This is a genomic window from Oryzihumus sp. JJN4-3R (genome assembly GCF_057747915.1).
The window spans coordinates 3,136,454-3,153,958 of sequence record NZ_CM173229.1; the positions used below are offsets into that span (position 1 = coordinate 3,136,454).

Genomic DNA, 17,505 nt, shown 5'->3' on the forward strand with positions numbered 1-17,505 from the left:
GTCAGCAGATCTCCACGGTGAGGACGTCGTCGGTGCCGGTCAGGGCGGCGCGCAGCGCGGTCAGGTCCACGCTGACGCCGGCCCGGCGGTAGGGGTTGTCGAGCTCGGTGGTCGGCAGGTCGGTGCCGTTCAGGGCGACCCGGGAGGGGCCGCTGGTGCGGCCACGCACGGTGAACTCGACGCGGACCACGCTCTCGCCCAACGGGATCCGGGCGACGAGCCCGTCGAGGTCGGCCGGCAGCACCGGGTCCACCTCGAGGCGGTCGCCGCGGCGGCGCAGGCCGAGGACGCACTCCTGGAGCAGCCGCAGGAACAGGCCCGGGCCGGAGGAGTAGACGCGCCAGCCGCCCTCGAGCTCGACCTGGCCGGCCATCAGCTCCGCGTAGCGCTCGGCCGCCTCGTAGCGGTCGGCGAAGACCCCGTCGGAGGAGGAGTAGTAGGTCGTGGACTGCCGCACCCGGGCCTGCTCGACGCGTTCGGGCATGCCGACCGGGTTGGCCAGGCAGAACGCCTCGAACAGCCGCTCGGCGTCGCCCCGGCGGGCCAGCGCCTCGGCGTAGCGCAGGTGGGCGTGGGTGTACATCAGGCCGATCTCCCGGCCCCAGAAGGTGCTGCCCTCGGCGCGCTGGAAGACCTCCATCGGGCCGCCGCGGTAGGCCGCCGGCTTGTCGAAGAGCCGGGCGCCGTCGGGGCCGAGCAGGTGCTCGCGGATCATCGCGAGGTGGTGGTCGGCCTCCTCGGGGGAGAGCAGGTCGGCGGAGATGGCGTGGATCCACGGCAGCACGCCGTAGGTCAGGCCGGTGCGGTCGTCGCTGGGGTGGACCAGGTGCTCGACCCGGCCGTCGTCGTGCAGCAGGCCGTAGCCGGCGAGCAGCCCGTCGGCCTTGAGCACCTCGTGCATCGCCGCCTGGGTGGCCTCGGCGAGCCGCTCGGCGTCGTCGGCCAGCTGGTCGGCGACCGAGAGCGTCGGGGCGGCCTCGCGCAGGCCGGCGGCCAGGGTCCGCAGCGCGTGCACCTGCAGCGTCGCGGTCCAGGTCGAGACCAGGCGCGCCGCGAGCTGCGGGTCGGCCGGCTGCAGCGAGTCGTTCCAGTCGCCGTGGCCGTATGCCGGCAGCGGGCTCCCGGGGACGGTGCACTCCCGGATGCGCTCCAGGGCGCGCCGGGCGTGCACCAGCACCGGGGCGGCGTCGGTCGGGCCGTCGTCGCCGGTGAACGGGACCTCCGCAGTGAGCAGGCTGCCGTCGCCACTGGCGCGCAGGTACTCGCCCAGGGCCAGCAGCGGCCAGAACACGACGTCGCCGTGCGAGCCCTGCTGCCCGTTTGCCGGGACCGGCGGGAGGAAGTCGAACGCCTGCGGCCAGTCACCGCGGGCGTTCTGCGCGCGCAGCACCAGCAGCAGCACCTCGCGCAGCGCGTCCGGCCGGTCCAGGCTCAGCAGCAGGCCGACCGGGCCCTGGCACACGTCGCGGGTCCCCCAGCCGCCGCCGGTGAACTGCTCCAGCCCCCGCGGGGACAGGTAGTGCACGAAGGCGTCGTGGGCGAACCACGGCAGCACCTGGTCCAGGCGGGCGACCTCGTCGGCCCGGGCGGAGCCGGCAGGGGCCTCGAGGCTGAGCGAGGAGCGCACCGAACCCCACAGGTCGTCGCCGCGGTCCTCCCGGATGCGCGGCTGCACCGCGTCGTCCGCGCCGACCACGTCCGTCGTGAGGGTGAGCTCCCAGTGGTCGCTCGCCGTCGTCACCAGGGTCACGAAGGGCAGGCCCCGGGAGGTGTCGTCGGTGAACAGCGTCTCGTCACGGCATACCTGCTCCACCGAGCCCGCCGACCAGGCGAGGGAGTATGCGCGGCCCTCGCCACCGACGGTGGCGCCCGCCTCGTGGGCGCTCAGGTGCGGGGCGTCGGGAGCCTGCCCGTCGTCCGCACCCAGGGCGGTGTGCAGCGAGACGAGGAGGCGGCGGGGCCCGCCGTGCAGCAGGCGCACGGCGAGCCCCAGCTCGTGGTGCCCGGTGGGGGCGGTGGCGGTGACCTCGAGGGTCACGGCGTCGTCGGCGTACCACCAGCGGCAGGACCCGGGCGTGAGCGCCCAGGCGCTGGGCAGGTCGAGCAGCTTCCAGCCGTCGGCGGTGTCGACGAAGACGCGCAGGCCCTGGGCGCGCAGCAGTCCCAGGTAGGTGCGCCGGGTGGACAGCACCGTGCCGCGGCTGACGTGGCCCTGGGTGACCTGGCTGTGGAAGCCGCCGGTCATCCAGCACGTGCTTGTCAGCACTCCCGAGTCGGGCACGAGGGCGTTGCCGGTGCGCAGGATGTGCCCGTGCGGGCGCAGGACCCGGCGTTCCTTGGCCGCCGTGACGACGTGGGTGCCGTCGGCGGTGAACGCGCTGAGCAGCGTCGCGCCGTCGTGCTCCTCCTGGGCCAGGGGGCTGCCGGCCAGGTCGGCCAGCTCGGTCGCGGTGAGGTCGCGTGCGGCGAAGGCGGCCGCCCCGAAGAGGGAGGGCGTCTGGGGCGTGGCGACGGCGTCGGTGTCGGGGTCGGCGGTGAGGTCGCTGTCGCCCTGGGTGCCGTGCTCGTCCGCCGGCGTGAGCGCCTCGGGCTGGCGCAGGGCCAGCGCGGCGAGGTCGGCGTCGGCGGAGGAGGTGGCGGCCGGGTGGTCGACCTGCGTGATGCCGAAGAAGCCGGTCCGCAGGTCCGCGCCGGGGGCCAGGGCGACCGGCGCGTCCTGCACGACGGCGAGGGTGTGCTCGTGCTGGAGCCTCGTGGAGGGCAGCTCGGCGCGGTCGAGGCCGACGAGCGCGCGGGAGCCGTCAGCGGTCCGACCGACCAGCTGCAGCGCGTCGGTGGCCCAGCCGGCGCCGTGGCGCAGGGACCCCACGAGAGCCCAGGGGACCCGCTCGCCGGGCATGTTCTGCCGGACGGCGAGGGCGGTGCCGGCCTGCGGCGTGGCCACCGGCGTCACGTCGAGGTACTGGCTGGCGTAGAACTCGTTGACGCGCACGTTGCCGTAGGGCGTGAGGGCCAGGTCGTGGGCGCAGACGACGTCGACGGTGACCTCGGCGCCCGTGGTGTTGGTGACGTCGACGTGCCAGAACCAGGCGGTGACCTCCTCGGCGAGCCGCAGCCGCACGGCATACCGCAGGCCCTGCCACTGACCCGTGACCAGCGGGCCGTCCTCGCTCCACCGGACCTCGCCCGGCGCGGCCGGGCCGAGCAGCGGAGTCCACGTCGCGCGCCCGTCCTCCAGACGGCGCAGCCAGAGGTTGGCCAGCCCGGTCTCGAGCTCGCTCGCGGGGTGGAGCAGCAAGCTCAGGTCGCCCGCGTCGAGGCGCTGCAGCGCGGCCCCGGAGGTGAGCTGTGCGGCCATCCCTGACCTGCTGGTTACACGATGGACAGGGAGCGTCGGCGGCGCCTGAAGAGTGAAAGACACACGAGATGTCTACCACCTCGCGGCTGCTGGTTCCTACCCCGATCGTGCATGAAACTGGATGTAAATCGGGACGGATGCGACAGGGCGTGACTGGGCAAGGTGTGAAAGTAGTTTCATGGACGTAACCATTGACCGGCCGCTTGACGGCGCTCTACGTTGGCCGAAATTTCACCCAGCAGGGGAGTGCCCATGTTTCGCAGGACCACCATCGCTGTCGTCGTCGCGGCCTGTGCCGCCACCGGCCTGACCGCCTGCTCCGGCAAGGTCGGGGCGGCCGGTGGAGGTGGGTCCGGCAGCGACGGGATGATCGCCAGCCTGACCTTCCCGTCCGACGCGCCCACGACCGTCGGTGGCCTGGTCAACTACAACCCGTTCGCGCCGACGCCGCTCACGAGCACCTGGCTCTACGAGCCGCTGATGGTCCGCAACGGCCTCAGCTGCGACGTGACGCCCTGGCTCGCCACGGCATACAAGTGGGACGGCGCGACCAAGCTGACGTTCACCATCCGCGACGGCGTGAAGCTCAGCGACGGCCAGCCGCTGACCGCCAAGGACGTGGCGTTCACCTACAACCTGGGCAAGAAGTACGCCGCCGCCGACAAGGCCGGCTTGTGGAACGACACCTTCGGCGCCCCGGCGAAGTCCGTGACCGCCGAGGGCAACACGGTCGTCATGGAGTTCACCGGCCCCGCCGTGGCGAAGTTCGACGACATCATCAAGGCGCCGATCGTTCCCGAGCACGTCTACGGCTCGGTGGGCGACCCGACCAAGTTCATCGACAAGAACCCCGCGGGCTCCGGGCCGATGAAGGTCAAGAGCTACAACGGCCGCCGCCTCGTGCTCGAGCGTCGCGCCGACTACTGGCAGGCCGACAAGATCCACGTCAAGCAGCTGGTCCTCGAGGGGCAGTACGACGCCTCGCAGGCCTCGCTGAAGCTGCGCAGCGGCCAGCTCGACGCCTACTGGGGCGAGATCCCCAACCCGCAGCGCGCCTTCGTCGCGGCCGACCCCAAGCACAACCACTTCTACTACGCGCCCAACGGCACCACGGTTCTCACGCAGAACCTCAAGCAGAAGCCGTTCTCCGACGTGAAGTTCCGTGCGGCCATGGCGCCGGCGCTCAACCGCCAGGAGATGTCCGACAAGGCGACCTACGGGATCATGAAGCCGGCCAGCCAGACCGGCCTGAAGCTGCCGACCATGTCCAAGCTGCTGCCCGACAGCTACAAGGGCAAGGACACGGTCACTCCCTATGACGTGGCCAAGGCCAACCAGATGCTCGACGCAGCCGGCTACAAGAAGGGCGCGGACGGCAAGCGCACCAACCCCGACGGCTCGCCGCTCAACCTGACCTTCAGCGTGCAGGCCGGCTTCATCGACTACCAGGCCATGGCCGACGTGATCGCCCGCGACTACAACGCGGTCGGCATCCCGACCAAGGTCGTGGCGTCAGCGCCCGACTCGGTCGACGCGCAGAAGAAGTCCGGCGACTTCCAGATGATGCTCGAGTACCTCAACGGCGGCTGCACCATCGCCACGAACCTCGGCTCGAAGCTGGCGACCAACCAGATCCCGAAGCCGGACTCGATCCTGCCCAACGTGCAGCGCTGGTCCGACCCGGCCACCGACAAGGAGGTCGCCGCGCTCGGTGCCACGAGCGACCCGGCCCAGCAGAAGTCCTACGTCGGCCAGATCGTCGACACGATGATGACGCAGTTCCCGGTGACGGCGCTGCTCTACGCCCCCACGCGGATCATCTACCGCACGGACAAGGCGGTCGGCTGGCCGAGCGAGTCCGACCCCTACGCGCACCCGACTGACAACCGGCTGCTCATCCTGACCCACCTGCGCCCGGCCCAGGGCTGAGCCGGCACCCCGGCGCGGCCAGGAAGGAGAGGACAGCATGCGCTACTTCGCCAGACGGATCGGCTTCTTCCTGGCCACGCTGTGGGCGGCCATCACGTTGAACTTCATCATCCCCAGGCTCCAGCCCGGGGACCCCGCGGAGGTGATGGTCCGCAAGCTCGCCGGCAAGGACGCCGAGCTCAATCCCGCGGCCGTCAAGGCCATGCGGGCGATGCTCGGCGCCCCCGACGGCAGCCTGTTCCAGCAGTACGTCGACTACCTCCAGGCGCTCGCGCACGGCAGGTTCGGAATCTCCTACACCTACTTCCCCTACCCCGTCACCGAGGTCATCGGCCACGCCCTGCCGTGGACCCTCGTCCTGGTCGGGGTCACCCAGGTCCTGGCGTTCGTCATCGGCGTCACCCTGGGGGCCTTCGCGGCCTGGCGGCGCAACACCCGCTTCGACAGCGTGGTCACGCTCGGCTCGACCTTCCTCGGCACGCTGCCGGGCTTCTGGATCGCGCTGCTGCTCCTGTTCGCGTTCGGCTACACCCTCGGGTGGTTCCCGACCTCCGGCGGCTACGAGGACTCGATGCCCGGGTGGAACCTCGGCTTCATCGGCGACGCCGCCCTGCACTCGCTGCTGCCGGCGGCCTCGCTGCTCGTCACCGCACCGATCGGCTGGATCCTCGGCATGCGCAACACGATGGTGATGAACCTCGGCGAGGACTACATCCGGCTGGCCCGGGCCAAGGGGCTGCCCGACCGGGTCGTGGCGCTGCGCTATGCCGCCCGCAACGCCCTGCTGCCCAGCGTCACCGGCTTCGCCATCGCCCTCGGTGGCGTCCTCGGCGGCTCGATCCTCGTCGAGACGATCTTCGACTACCCGGGGATGGGCCGGCTCATGGGGGAGGCGGTCGGCAACCGGGACTTCCCTCTGCTGCAGGCGCTGCTGCTGTTCATCATCGTCGGCGTCCTGCTGGCCAACCTGGTCGCCGACCTCCTCTACGGCGTGCTGGACCCGCGCGCCAGGAAGGCGGGCCAATGAGCACCGGAGTCGTCCAGCCCACCGACCGGGCCGAGCTGCCCGTCGACGTCCCTGCCGAGGAGGCCTCGGTCACCCCACCGCGCTGGTACGCCCTCATCTGGGGCAACCGCAAGGCGCGCATCGGCATCCTGCTGCTGGCGTTCTTCGTCGTGGTCGCCGTCCTCGCACCGGTGATCGCGCCCTACGACGGCGCCCGCACGGACTTCGAGGCCCTGCTGCCCCCGTCGGCGGCCCACCCGCTGGGCACCACGACCCAGGGCGGGGACATCTTCTCCCAGCTGGTCTACGGCAGCCGGACCTCGTTGCTGGTCGGCCTGTTCGGCGGCCTGTTCGCCACCGCCATCGCGCTCGTGGTCGGCCTCGTGTCCGGCTACAAGGAGGGCACGATCGTCGACGACCTGCTCTCCTTCGTCACCAACGTGGCCCTGGTGGTCCCGGTGCTGCCGCTGATGATCGTCCTGGTCGCCTACTCCGACGTCCGCGGCCTGCCGTTGCTGGTCTTCGTCATCGGCATCACCTCGTGGGCCGGGCACGCCCGGGCCAAGCGGTCCCAGATCATCACGCTGCGCAACCGCGACTTCGTCACGGCCGCGAAGTTCTCCGGCGAGAGCACGTTCCGCATCGTCTTCCGCGAGATCCTGCCGGGCATGACCTCGCTCGTCGCGGCGGGCTTCGTCGGCGCCGCGACCGGGGCGATCGGCGCCGAGGCGGGCCTGTCCTTCCTCGGCCTGGGCGACCCGTCCACGGTCTCCTGGGGGACGATGCTCTACCAGGCCAACGCCCAGGGCGCCGTCGCCCAGGGCCTGTGGATCTGGGTGCTCGTGCCCGGACTGACCCTGGCGCTGCTCATCACCTCGTTGACCTTCATCAACTTCGGCGTCGACCTGCTGAGCAACCCCCACCTGAGGGAGGAGTGACCATGGCGTTGCTGGAGGTTCGTGACCTCTCCGTCCGCTACGAACCCAAGCTGCACCGGCCGATCACCGCCGTCGACGGCGTCTCCTTCGATGTCGCCGAGGGCGAGTTCGTCGGCCTCATCGGGGAGTCCGGCAGCGGCAAGTCCACCCTCGGCACGGCGCTGCTGCGGCTCACCGAACGGCCCGGCCGGATCAGCGGCGGCAGCATCACCTTCGACGGGCAGGACATCACCGCCCTGGGCGAGGACCAGCTGCGCGCCCACCGCTGGCGCGACATCGCCACGGTGTTCCAGAGCAGCATGAACTCCCTCAACCCGGTCGTCCGGATCGAGGGGCAGTTCCGCGACGCCATCGAGGCGCACAGCGACCTGCGCGGCGCCGCCGTGACCGAGCGGGTCCGCGAGCTGTTCGACATGGTCATGATCGACCAGCGCTTCATCAGCGCCTACCCGCACGAGCTTTCCGGCGGCATGAAGCAGCGGGTGAACCTCGCGCTGGCCCTGGCGAACCGGCCGCGGTTCGTCCTGCTCGACGAGCCCACCACCGGCCTGGACGTGGTGGTGCAGCGCTCGATCCTGGACAACATCCGCCGGCTCCAGCAGGAGCAGCAGTTCGCCGTGCTGTTCATCAGCCACGACATCGGCACGGTCGTGGACCTCTCCGACCGGATCCTCGTCATGTATGCCGGGCGGCTGGTCGAGTCGCACGCGGCCAGGGACATGCTCCGCTCGCCGTTGCACCCCTACACCAAGGGCCTGCTCGGCTCGTATGCCGACCCGCGCGCCGAGACCATCGCGATCACCTACGTGCCGGGCCGGCCGCCGGACCTGACCCGGCCGCAGCAGGGCTGTTCCTTCGCCGCGCGCTGTCCGGAGCGGATCGCCCTGTGCGACGAGCAGACCCCGCAGCTGCTGCCCCTCGCCGGCGGCGAGGCGGCCTGCCACGTCGCGCGGCTGCAGCTCGAGGGCGGCCCCGGCGCGGCGGACCTGCCGCCGCGCACGACGACGTTCGCCGGCCCGCAGTTCGTCAAGAGCGGCGCGGACGCGGACCCCGCCCAGCGGCGCGAGCCGTTCCTCACCGTCGAGGGCGTCGGGCGCGTCTTCGAGCGCCGCCGCGGCCTGCACGTGTCCCGGGTCGAGGCGGTCGCCGACGTGTCGTTCACGCTGCGACCCGGCGAGGTCACCGCACTGGTCGGTCAGAGCGGCAGCGGCAAGACGACCCTGGCTCGCATGATCACGGCCGTGGAGCGCCCGACCTCCGGGACCATCCGCTTCCGGCCGGCCGACGGGGCCGAGGTGGCTGTGGAGTCGTTGCGCGGCAAGGGTCTTCGCGACTACCGCCGCAGCGTCCAGATGGTCTTCCAGGACCCCTACTCCTCGCTGAACCCCACCAAGACGCTGGAGTACGCCCTCACGCGCCCCCTGCGCAACTTCCGCGGGATGTCGGCCGCGCAGGCCCGTGAGGAGGCGGCCCGCCTCCTGGAGCGGGTGGCCCTGACGCCCTCCAGCCGGTTCCTCGGCCGCTACCCCTACGAGCTGTCCGGGGGCCAGCGCCAGCGGGTCGTCATCGCCCGCGCCCTGGCCGCCGACCCCCAGCTCATCGTCGCGGACGAGCCGGTCTCCAGCCTCGACGTGTCGATCCGGGCCGAGGTGCTCGAGCTGCTCCAGTCACTCGTCGACGACTCGGGGGTGGGCGTCCTCTACATCACCCACGACCTGCTCAGCGCCCGGATGATCGCCGACGAGGTGCTCGTGCTCAACGAGGGTCGCGTCGTCGAGCACGGCCCGGCCCTGCGGGTCATCCGTGAGCCGGAGGACGCGTACACGCGGACCCTGCTCGCGGCCGTCCCGAACCCCTTCGCCGAGCACCTGGTCCCGTGACGCACCGACCCCCTGCTTGTGCCGATGGGGGCGGGGCGGCACAGTGGCCTCGCTTCACGGCGGGAGGAGAGCTCATGAGCAGGGACGAGGCCGGCCCGGTCACGATCTACACGGTGGCCGAGCGGGCCGGGGTCTCGATCGCGACCGTCTCGCGGGTGCTGCAGGGTTCGCGCCCCGCCTCGGCGGAGACCCGCAGCAAGGTCCTGCGCGCCGCGGCCGAGCTGGACTACGTGCCGCTGCGCGCCGGCCGCGCGCTGCCGGCCAACCGGCACGAGGCCCACGGCCTGGTCCTGCCCGAGCTGAGCGGTCCCTACTACTCGGCGATCCTCATGGGCTACGAGTCCGCGGCCGCGCACTACGGGCAGAGCGTGGTCGTGGTCGTCACGGCCAACCGCAGCGACATGCGGCGCACGGTGCGCGACCTGAGCGGCCGCGTCGACGGCCTCGTCATCGCGCAGTCCACCCTGCCCGACCAGGCCGTCGCGGCCATCCGGCGCAAGATCCCCACGGTGCTGCTGGCTCGCGAGCCCATCCGCGGCTGCCCGACCGTCACCACCGAGAACGTCCACGCCGCAACGGAGCTGACCCGCCACCTGCTCGAGCACGGCCGCTCGAAGCTGGTCTTCGTCGGCGACCCGCACGGCTCCCCGGACGTTCAGCACCGCTACCAGGGGTTCCGCGCGGCCCTGGAGGAGCGCGGCCTGGAGGAGGCGGCGCCCCCGATCCCGGCGATCCTGGTGGAGCGGTATGCCGCGGACGTCGCCGCCGAGGTGCGCCGGCTCCGGTCCCGCGTGGACGGGGTCGTCTGTGCCAACGACGAGCTGGCCCTGGGCCTGATGGTCCTGCTGAACGCGCAGGGGGTGCGGGTGCCGCACGACCTGGCCCTCACCGGCTGGGACGACATCATGACGGCCCGCTACATGGGGCTGAGCACGGTGCGCCAGCCGATGCACGAGCTGGGCCGCCTGGCGGCCACCCACCTGCACCGCCTCGTCAACGACCCGGGGCTCGCCGACCGCCCCGACCCCGACCCGCTGCCCAGCCGCCTCGTCCTGCGCGGCTCCTGCGGCTGCCACTGGGACCGCACCACCGCGGTGCTGGGCCAGGGCGGCCCCGACTGACCCTCGACACGACGCCCCCGGAGGACCTGTGACCGACGCCCTCGACGACGCCCTCGACGACACCCGGGACGCGACGCTGAGGCGGTGGGCGGCCGACACGTGGCGCTCGTTCGTCGCCATGACCGACGAGGGCACCGGCCTGCCGGCCGACCGCATCGACGGCGACCTCGATCCCGCCTCGCGCAGCCTCAACACCTCGCCGACCAACATCGGCGGCTACCTGTGGAGCGCGGTCGCCGCGCGCGAGCTCGGCATCATCGGCGCGGACGAGTGCCGCGACCGCCTCCGCCGGGCCGTCGACACCCTGACGACGCTGGGCCGTCACGAGCCCAGCGGCATGTTCTACAACTGGTACGCCATCACCACCGGTGAGGTGATGCGCGAGTTCCCCGGCGGTGACGTCATCCACCCGTTCCTGTCCAGCGTGGACAACGGATGGCTGGCCGCCGGGCTGATGGTCGCCGCGTCCGCCGAGCCGGCGGTCGCCGGGACCGCAGGGGCGCTCGCGCGGTCCATGGACTTCGGCTCGTTCCACGACCCGCAGGCCCAGGCACACGGCATACCGGGCGGCCTGTTGCGCGGCGGCTTCTGGGACGAGCCCCCGGGCGAGGCCCCGCACGTGGTGGGCAACCACCACGGTCGCGGCCCGGACGTCTACTACACCCCGCACTGGTACGGCCCGTTGATGTCCGAGCCGAGGATCGCCAGCTATGTCGGCATCGCCCACGGACAGGTCCCGCCGGAGCACTACGCCGCCATGCACCGGCGCACGCGGGAGCACCGGGGCGTGCGCCTCGTGGCCACGTGGGGCGGCTCGATGTTCGAGGAGCTGATGCCGGACCTGCTCGTGCCCGAGGACGTCTGGGCGCCGGCCTCGTTCGGGGCCAACCACCGGCTGATGGTGCGGGCGCAGCGCGAGTTCGGCATGGAGGAGGCCGGCTACGGCGCGTGGGGCTTCTCGCCGGCGAGCATCCCCGGCGGCGGCTACAGCGAGTGGGGCGTCGAGGCCGTCGGGCTGACCGCCGGCGGCTACCCCTCGGACATGGAGCGCACCCTGGCCGAGGCCGGCACCTGGGGCGACGGGGTCGTCACGCCCCACGCGGCGTTCCTCGCGCTGCGCTACGAGACCGGGGCGGTGGTGGCCAACCTGCGCCACCTCGAGGAGGACCTGGGTGCCTACGGCCCGGGCGGGTTCCTCGACGCGGTCGCGGTGCACTCGGGCACGCTCGCCGACTGCTACCTCTCGCTCGACCAGTCGATGGTCATGGCCGCCCTCGGCAACGCGCTCGGCGACGACGTCGTGCGCCGCGGCTTTGCCACCGCCGAGGTCGAGGCCGCGCTGCGCCCGCTGCTGGCAGCCGACGAGCAGTTCGACCTGCCGCCGACGCCCTGACAGATCGGCGTCATCAGGGCTCCGATCGGCTTCAGGGGAGGCGTGCGGCGGCCGTTAGGCTGGCCCGCATGACCGAGCACAGCGACACCGGCTTCTCCACCCGCGCCATCCATGCGGGGCAGGAGCCCGACCCCCAGACCGGCGCGGTCGTGCCGGCGATCTACCAGGTCTCGACCTACAAGCAGGACGGCGTCGGCGGCCTGCGCGGCGGCTACGAGTACAGCCGCTCCGCCAACCCGACCCGCACCGCGCTGGAGGAGTGCCTCGCGGCCCTCGAGGGTGGCGCCCGCGGCTTCGCGTTCGCCTCCGGCCTGGCCGGCCAGGACACGGTCATCCGCTCACTGCTCACCCCCGGCGACCACGTCGTCGTGCCGAGCGACGCCTACGGTGGCACCTACCGCCTGTTCAACAAGGTCGCCCGCCCGTGGGGTGTGGAGCACACCATCACCTCGATCCACGACGTCGAGGCCGTGCGGGCGGCGATCCGCCCCGGTCAGACGAAGATCGTGTGGGTCGAGACCCCGACCAACCCGCTGCTGGGCATCGCCGACATCGCGGCCCTGGCCGAGGTGGCCCACGAGGCCGGCGCGCTGCTCGCGGTCGACAACACCTTCGCGACGCCCTACCTGCAGCAGCCGCTCGCGCTCGGCGCCGACATCGTCATGCACTCCACGACCAAGTACTGCGGCGGTCACAGCGACGTCGTCGGCGGCGCGGTCGTCGTCGCCGAGTCGGTGACCGTGCCCGGCTTCGAGGACGCGGGTGACCGGATCGCCTTCCACCAGAACTCGATGGGCGCCGTCGCCGGGCCCTTCGACGCGTGGCTGGTGCTGCGCGGGCTGAAGACCCTCGCGGTGCGCATGGACCGCCACTGCGACAACGCCGAGAAGGTCGTGGCGTTCCTGCAGGGCCGCGACGACGTGACCGCCGTGCACTACCCGGGCCTCGAGGGCCACCCCGGCCACGACGTGGCGGCGAAGCAGATGCGCCGCTTCGGCGGGATGGTCAGCTTCCAGGTCACCGGCGGCGAGCAGCGCGCGGTCGACGTCTGCGGCGCGACCTCGGTCTGGACGCTGGGGGAGTCCCTCGGCGGCGTCGAGTCGCTCATCGAGCACCCCGGCCGGATGACGCACGCCAGCGTGGCCGGCACCGAGCTCGAGGTGCCCGCCGACCTGATCCGGCTCTCGGTCGGCATCGAGGACGCCGACGACCTCATCGCCGACCTCGCGGCGGCGCTCGACAAGACCGCCTGAGCCCGGCCCGCCACCCCGTCCACCCCACGCCACCGGGACCGCCGTGACGCAGGTGCTCTGCGTCGACTTCGGGTCGACGTTCACCAAGGCCGTGCTCGTCGACACCGACGCCGGTGAGCTGCGCGCGGCTGCGTCGGTGCCGACCACCGTCGGCACCGACGTGCTCGACGGCTACCGGCAGATCCGCCAGCAGCTCGAGGGCCACTGGGTCGACGAGGTGCTCGCCTGCTCCAGCGCCGGGGGCGGGCTGCGGCTGGCGGTCGTCGGCTACGAGCGCGCCGTGACGGCAGAGGCGGGCCACCGGGTGGGGCTCAGCGCCGGCGCCAAGGTCGTCCACGTCGCCGCCGGGCCGATGTCCGGCGCCGACCTGGCCGGCCTGCGCGCGGCCCGGCCCGACGTGGTGCTGCTCGTCGGCGGCACCGACGGTGGCAACGCGGACGTCCTGCTGCACAACGCCTCCCGGCTCGCCAGGGCCCGCGTCGCCCAGCCGGTGGTCGTCGCCGGCAACGCCGACGCGGCGGAAGAGGTCGCCGGGCTGCTGGGCTCCACCCGGCGGCGGTTCGTGGTCACCGGCAACGTCCTGCCGCAGATCGGCGTCATCGCCCCCGACGGTGCCCGCGCCGCGATCCGCGAGGTGTTCCTGCGCCACGTCATCGGCGGCAAGGGCCTGTCGCGTGGCCCGCAGTTCGCCCAGATGGTCCGCGCCGCGACCCCGGACGCCATGCTCCGCGGGATCGAGACCTTCGCCGCGGCCGTCGACGGCGACGTGCTCGTCGTGGACGTCGGCGGCGCGACGACCGACGTCTACTCGGTGATCACCCCCGAGGGGGAGGACGCCACGCTGCACAAGGACGTCGTCGCCCCGTTGTGGCACGCCCGCACCGTCGAGGGCGACCTGGGCATGCGCTGGAACGCCCTCGGCGTGGTCGAGGCCGCCGGTGCCGAGCACCTGCTGGCGGGTGCGGAGCTCGCCCGGCTCCGGCACTGGGCCGAGCGGGTCGCCCATGACACCGGGCACCTGCCCGCCGACGGCCGCGAGGCCGGTCTGGACACCGAGCTGGCCCGCCTCGCGGCGCTGGTCGCGGTGCGCCGCCACGCACGCCCCGCCCACCCGGGGGAGGGCGGCCGGCCCACGGCCAACCTCGCCCACGTCGTCGGCTCCGGCGGCGTGCTCCGGCACGGCGGCCCAGGGGTCGCCGAGGCGGTGCTCGGGGCGGTCACCCGGGACTACGCGGGCGGCTGGCGGGTCCCGGACGGGGCACGCCCGGCCGTGGACACGGCATACCTGCTCTTTGCCGTCGGGCTGCTGACCGACGCCCCCGGCCACGGCCCGGAGGTGGCCGCCCGGCTGGCCCGAGGGGTCCTCGCAGTCCGCTGAGCGGAGCGACTAGCCTGCGCGCATGGCATCACCGTCGCTGCCCGTGACCCTCGAGGACGTCCTGGCCGCCCAGGACCTCCTCAGCGGGGTCGTCCGCCCCACGCCGCTGGAGTACAGCCGCGCGCTGTCGGAGCGGGTCGGTGCCGACGTCTACCTCAAGTGCGAGAACCTCCAGCGCGCCGGCTCGTTCAAGATCCGCGGCGCCTACACCCGGATGGCACGGCTCAGCGACGAGGAGAAGGCCCGCGGCGTCGTGGCCGCCAGCGCGGGCAACCACGCCCAGGGCGTCGCGCTCGCCGCGCAGCTGCTCGGTATCGAGTCGACGGTGTTCATGCCCATCGGTGCGCCGATCCCCAAGCTGCTCGCCACCCGCGCCTACGGCGCCCACGTCGAGCAGGTCGGCACGACGGTCGACGAGGCGCTGGTCGCCGCCAAGGAGATGGCGATCACGACCGGCGCGGTCCTGATCCACCCGTTCGACCACGCCGACATCGTTGCCGGGCAGGGCACCTGCGGCCTGGAGATCCTCGAGCAGTGCCCCGACGTCAGGACCATCGTCACCAGCGTCGGCGGGGGCGGCCTGCTCGCCGGCATGGCCGTCGCGGTCAAGGCCAAGCGGCCGGACGTGCGGGTCGTCGGGGTGCAGGCCGAGCAGGCCGCGGCCTACCCGCAGTCCCTGGCAGCCGGGCACCCGATGGCGCTGGCTTCGATGTCGACCATGGCCGACGGCATCGCCGTGGGCTGCCCCGGCGAGGTGCCCTACGCCATCGTGCGCGAGCTGGTCGACTCGATCGAGGTGGTCAGCGAGGAGATGATCTCCCGCGCGCTGCTGTTCGTCCTGGAGCGGGCCAAGCTCGTCGTCGAGCCCGCGGGCGGTGCCTCGGTGGCCCGCCTGCTGGCCGCCGGCCAGGGGTCGTTCGACGGACCCGTCGTCGCGGTGCTCTCCGGCGGCAACATCGACCCCCTGCTCCTCCTGCGCATCATCCGCCACGGCATGTCGGCTGCTGGTCGCTACCTGCAGTTCCGCCTGCGGGTGCCGGACCGTCCGGGCTCGCTGGCCGCGCTGCTGGCCGACCTCGCCGCAGTGGACGCCAACGTCCTCGAGATCGAGCACGTGCGCATGGGCGCCACGCTCCACGTCGACGAGGTCGAGATCGCCCTGCAGCTGGAGACCAAGGGGCAGAGCCACTGCGAGGAGGTCCTGCGCACGCTGCGGGCCAAGGGCTACAAGCTGAACTTCAGCTGATCCGCGCCTGCGGCCGGCCGCCGTTGGGTGGGTGGCGGCAAACTCCTCGCAGGTGTCGGTGGCTCGTGCGAGGCTGGCCCGTATGACGCACGCGGTGGTGGCCGAGGGCCTGGTCAAGCACTACAAGGAGGTCCGGGCCCTCGACGGCCTGGACCTGCAGGTGCCCGAGGGGTCGGTGCTGGGGGTGCTCGGCCCCAACGGCGCGGGCAAGACGACGGCCGTGCGGGTGCTGACGACCCTGCTGCAACCGGACTCCGGGCGCGCCGAGGTCGCCGGCGTCGACGTGCTGGCCCACCCGGCCAGGGTGCGCGGACTGATCGGGCTCAGCGGCCAGTTCGCCGCGGTCGACGACTACCTCACCGGCTTCGAGAACCTCGACATGGTCGGCCGGCTCTACCACCTCGGTCGCGCCGCCTCGCGGGCCCGCGCGCGCGAGCTGCTCGAGCAGTTCCGGCTCAGCGACGCGGGGGACCGGCCGGTGAAGACCTACTCCGGCGGCATGCGCCGCCGCCTCGACCTGGCCGGGGCGCTGGTCGCCCGGCCACCCGTGCTGTTCCTCGACGAGCCGACGACCGGTCTGGACCCGCGCAGCCGCGGCGACATGTGGGACGTCATCACCGACCTCGTCGCCGAGGGCACCTCGCTGCTGCTGACCACGCAGTACCTCGAGGAGGCCGACCGCCTCGCCGACTCGATCGTCGTGGTCAACCAGGGCCGCGTCATCGCCCGCGGCACCGCCGACGACCTCAAGGCCCAGGTGGGCGGCGAGCGGCTCGAGGTCGTCATCGCCGACGCGACCCGCCTGGACCGTGCCCGTCAGGTCCTCTCCCCGCTGGCCGTGGAGGGCGCGGCCGCCGACGTCCAGGAGCACACGAGGCGGATCACCCTGCCCACCGGCGGCGGCACCGCGCCGCTGCTCGAGGCGGTGCGGGCCCTGGACGCCGAGGGCATCGAGGTGCAGGACATCGGCATCCGGCGGCCCACCCTGGACGACGCCTTCCTGGCGCTGACCGGGCACGCCGCCGAGGCGACGACCGAGGGCGGCAGCGCGGCGGGTGCCGAGCGGCCGGCCGTGATGGAGGGATCCCGATGAGCGCGCAGAGTGCCGTCAGCGACGGCCTGGTGGTCGCCAAGCGCAACCTGATCAAGATCAAGCGGGTGCCCGACCTGCTGGTCTTCACCACCCTGTCGCCGATCATGTTCGTGCTGCTGTTCGCCTACGTCTTCGGCGGGGCGATCGACACCGCGGGCGGCGGCGCCCTCTACCGCCAGTTCCTCATCGCCGGCATCTTCGCCCAGACCGTCGTCTTCGGGGCCACGATCACCGGCTCGGCGCTGGCCGACGACGTCAAGAAGGGGATCATCGACCGGTTCCGCTCGCTGCCGATGTCGCCGTCCGCGGTGCTCTTCGGCCGCACCCTGTCCGACGTGGTCAACAACGTCATCGTGCTCGTGGTGATGTCGCTGACCGGGCTGATCGTCGGCTGGCGGATCAACACCTCGCTGCCCGAGGCGGCGCTGGGCTACCTGCTGCTGATCGTCTTCGCCTACGCGATCTCGTGGGTCATGGCCTGGGTCGGGCTGCTGGTGCCGAGCCCCGAGGTGGTCAACAACGCCTCGTTCATCTTCATCTTCCCGCTGACCTTCGTCGCCAACACGTTCGTGCCGCTGTCGACCCTTCCCGGCCCGTTGCAGACGTTCGCCGAGTGGAACCCCGTCTCGGCGGTCACCCAGGCCGCGCGCGAACTGTTCGGCAACATCCCGGCCAGGGCCCCGGCCCCCGAGGGCTGGGCCCTCAACCACCCCGAGCTCTACACCCTGATCTGGGCCGTCGGCGTGCTGCTGGTCTTCGTGCCGTTGGCCAGCGCGCAGTACCGCCGGTCCACCAGCCGCTGACCCCCGCGCCGGCCCGGCGCCGGTGGCCCGCACGCAGGGCACGGGTGTGTCCCGCACGCAGAACGCCGTCTCCCCGCATCGGGGAGACGGCCTTCGTGCGTCGTGCG

12 protein-coding genes and 1 pseudogene are annotated in these 17,505 nt (G+C 72.6%); 11 read left to right on the plus strand and 2 right to left on the minus strand.

Annotation, left to right across the window (positions count from 1 at the left end):
* Position 1: 1 nt before the first annotated feature.
* Together AC3ANM_RS15050 and AC3ANM_RS15055 are read right to left on the minus strand one after the other, a co-directional pair.
* Positions 2-2,701 (minus strand): cellobiose phosphorylase, encoded by a 2,700-nt coding sequence (locus AC3ANM_RS15050; RefSeq protein ID WP_488287961.1) that lies wholly within the window; start codon positions 2,699-2,701, stop codon positions 2-4.
* A pseudogene (locus AC3ANM_RS15055) lies at positions 2,675-3,358 on the minus strand (cellobiose phosphorylase); the annotation flags it as partial. The pseudogene AC3ANM_RS15055 and the gene AC3ANM_RS15050, both read right to left, overlap by 27 nt.
* A gap of 252 nt (positions 3,359-3,610) precedes the next feature.
* Between AC3ANM_RS15055 and AC3ANM_RS15060 the strand changes: the two are divergent.
* The 11 genes from AC3ANM_RS15060 to AC3ANM_RS15110 all read left to right on the plus strand — a co-directional run bounded on the left by AC3ANM_RS15060 (position 3,611) and on the right by AC3ANM_RS15110 (position 17,398).
* Positions 3,611-5,287, plus strand: coding sequence for an ABC transporter substrate-binding protein (locus AC3ANM_RS15060; protein WP_488285227.1), 1,677 nt, complete (start codon positions 3,611-3,613; stop codon positions 5,285-5,287).
* 37 nt (positions 5,288-5,324) lie between these two features.
* Positions 5,325-6,314 (plus strand): ABC transporter permease, encoded by a 990-nt coding sequence (locus tag AC3ANM_RS15065; protein WP_488285228.1) that lies wholly within the window; start codon positions 5,325-5,327, stop codon positions 6,312-6,314.
* Positions 6,311-7,231 carry an ABC transporter permease gene (locus tag AC3ANM_RS15070; protein ID WP_488285229.1) on the plus strand — a complete coding sequence of 307 codons (921 nt, stop codon included), beginning with the start codon at positions 6,311-6,313 and terminating at the stop codon, positions 7,229-7,231. The genes AC3ANM_RS15065 and AC3ANM_RS15070 overlap by 4 nt, the downstream gene beginning before the upstream one ends.
* Before the next feature lie 2 nt (positions 7,232-7,233).
* Positions 7,234-9,111: an ABC transporter ATP-binding protein gene (locus AC3ANM_RS15075; protein WP_488285230.1), complete on the plus strand. Its 1,878-nt coding sequence runs from the start codon at positions 7,234-7,236 to the stop codon at positions 9,109-9,111.
* A gap of 74 nt (positions 9,112-9,185) precedes the next feature.
* Positions 9,186-10,232: a LacI family DNA-binding transcriptional regulator gene (locus AC3ANM_RS15080; protein WP_488285231.1), complete on the plus strand. Its 1,047-nt coding sequence runs from the start codon at positions 9,186-9,188 to the stop codon at positions 10,230-10,232.
* Between the two features lie 28 nt (positions 10,233-10,260).
* The gene (locus AC3ANM_RS15085) at positions 10,261-11,625 is read left to right on the plus strand and encodes a glucoamylase family protein (RefSeq protein WP_488285232.1); all 1,365 of its coding nucleotides are present in this window, start codon (positions 10,261-10,263) and stop codon (positions 11,623-11,625) included.
* 68 nt (positions 11,626-11,693) lie between these two features.
* Entirely contained in the window at positions 11,694-12,878 is a 1,185-nt protein-coding gene (locus tag AC3ANM_RS15090; RefSeq protein ID WP_488285233.1) for a cystathionine gamma-synthase, read from the plus strand.
* A 43-nt stretch (positions 12,879-12,921) separates the two neighbouring features.
* Positions 12,922-14,256 (plus strand): glutamate mutase L, encoded by a 1,335-nt coding sequence (locus AC3ANM_RS15095; RefSeq protein ID WP_488285234.1) that lies wholly within the window; start codon positions 12,922-12,924, stop codon positions 14,254-14,256.
* Positions 14,257-14,278: 22 nt separating this feature from the next.
* Entirely contained in the window at positions 14,279-15,502 is a 1,224-nt protein-coding gene (gene ilvA, locus AC3ANM_RS15100) for a threonine ammonia-lyase (RefSeq protein ID WP_488285235.1), read from the plus strand.
* Positions 15,503-15,584: 82 nt separating this feature from the next.
* Positions 15,585-16,595, plus strand: coding sequence for an ATP-binding cassette domain-containing protein (locus AC3ANM_RS15105; RefSeq protein ID WP_488285236.1), 1,011 nt, complete (start codon positions 15,585-15,587; stop codon positions 16,593-16,595).
* Positions 16,592-17,398 (plus strand): ABC transporter permease, encoded by an 807-nt coding sequence (locus AC3ANM_RS15110; RefSeq protein WP_488285237.1) that lies wholly within the window; start codon positions 16,592-16,594, stop codon positions 17,396-17,398. Before AC3ANM_RS15105 ends, AC3ANM_RS15110 begins: the two co-directional genes overlap by 4 nt.
* Positions 17,399-17,505 lie beyond the last annotated feature (107 nt).

What these genes read in the sequence shown, in the direction of transcription:
- AC3ANM_RS15060 (WP_488285227.1), top strand. Translation starts at nt 3,611, where the DNA reads ATGTTTCGCAGGACCACCATCGCTGTCGTCGTCGCGGCCTGTGCCGCC.
- AC3ANM_RS15065 (WP_488285228.1), top strand. Translation starts at nt 5,325, where the DNA reads ATGCGCTACTTCGCCAGACGGATCGGCTTCTTCCTGGCCACGCTGTGG.
- AC3ANM_RS15070 (WP_488285229.1), top strand. Translation starts at nt 6,311, where the DNA reads ATGAGCACCGGAGTCGTCCAGCCCACCGACCGGGCCGAGCTGCCCGTC.
- AC3ANM_RS15075 (WP_488285230.1), top strand. Translation starts at nt 7,234, where the DNA reads ATGGCGTTGCTGGAGGTTCGTGACCTCTCCGTCCGCTACGAACCCAAG.
- AC3ANM_RS15080 (WP_488285231.1), top strand. Translation starts at nt 9,186, where the DNA reads ATGAGCAGGGACGAGGCCGGCCCGGTCACGATCTACACGGTGGCCGAG.
- AC3ANM_RS15090 (WP_488285233.1), top strand. Translation starts at nt 11,694, where the DNA reads ATGACCGAGCACAGCGACACCGGCTTCTCCACCCGCGCCATCCATGCG.
- ilvA (WP_488285235.1), top strand. Translation starts at nt 14,279, where the DNA reads ATGGCATCACCGTCGCTGCCCGTGACCCTCGAGGACGTCCTGGCCGCC.
- AC3ANM_RS15105 (WP_488285236.1), top strand. Translation starts at nt 15,585, where the DNA reads ATGACGCACGCGGTGGTGGCCGAGGGCCTGGTCAAGCACTACAAGGAG.
- AC3ANM_RS15110 (WP_488285237.1), top strand. Translation starts at nt 16,592, where the DNA reads ATGAGCGCGCAGAGTGCCGTCAGCGACGGCCTGGTGGTCGCCAAGCGC.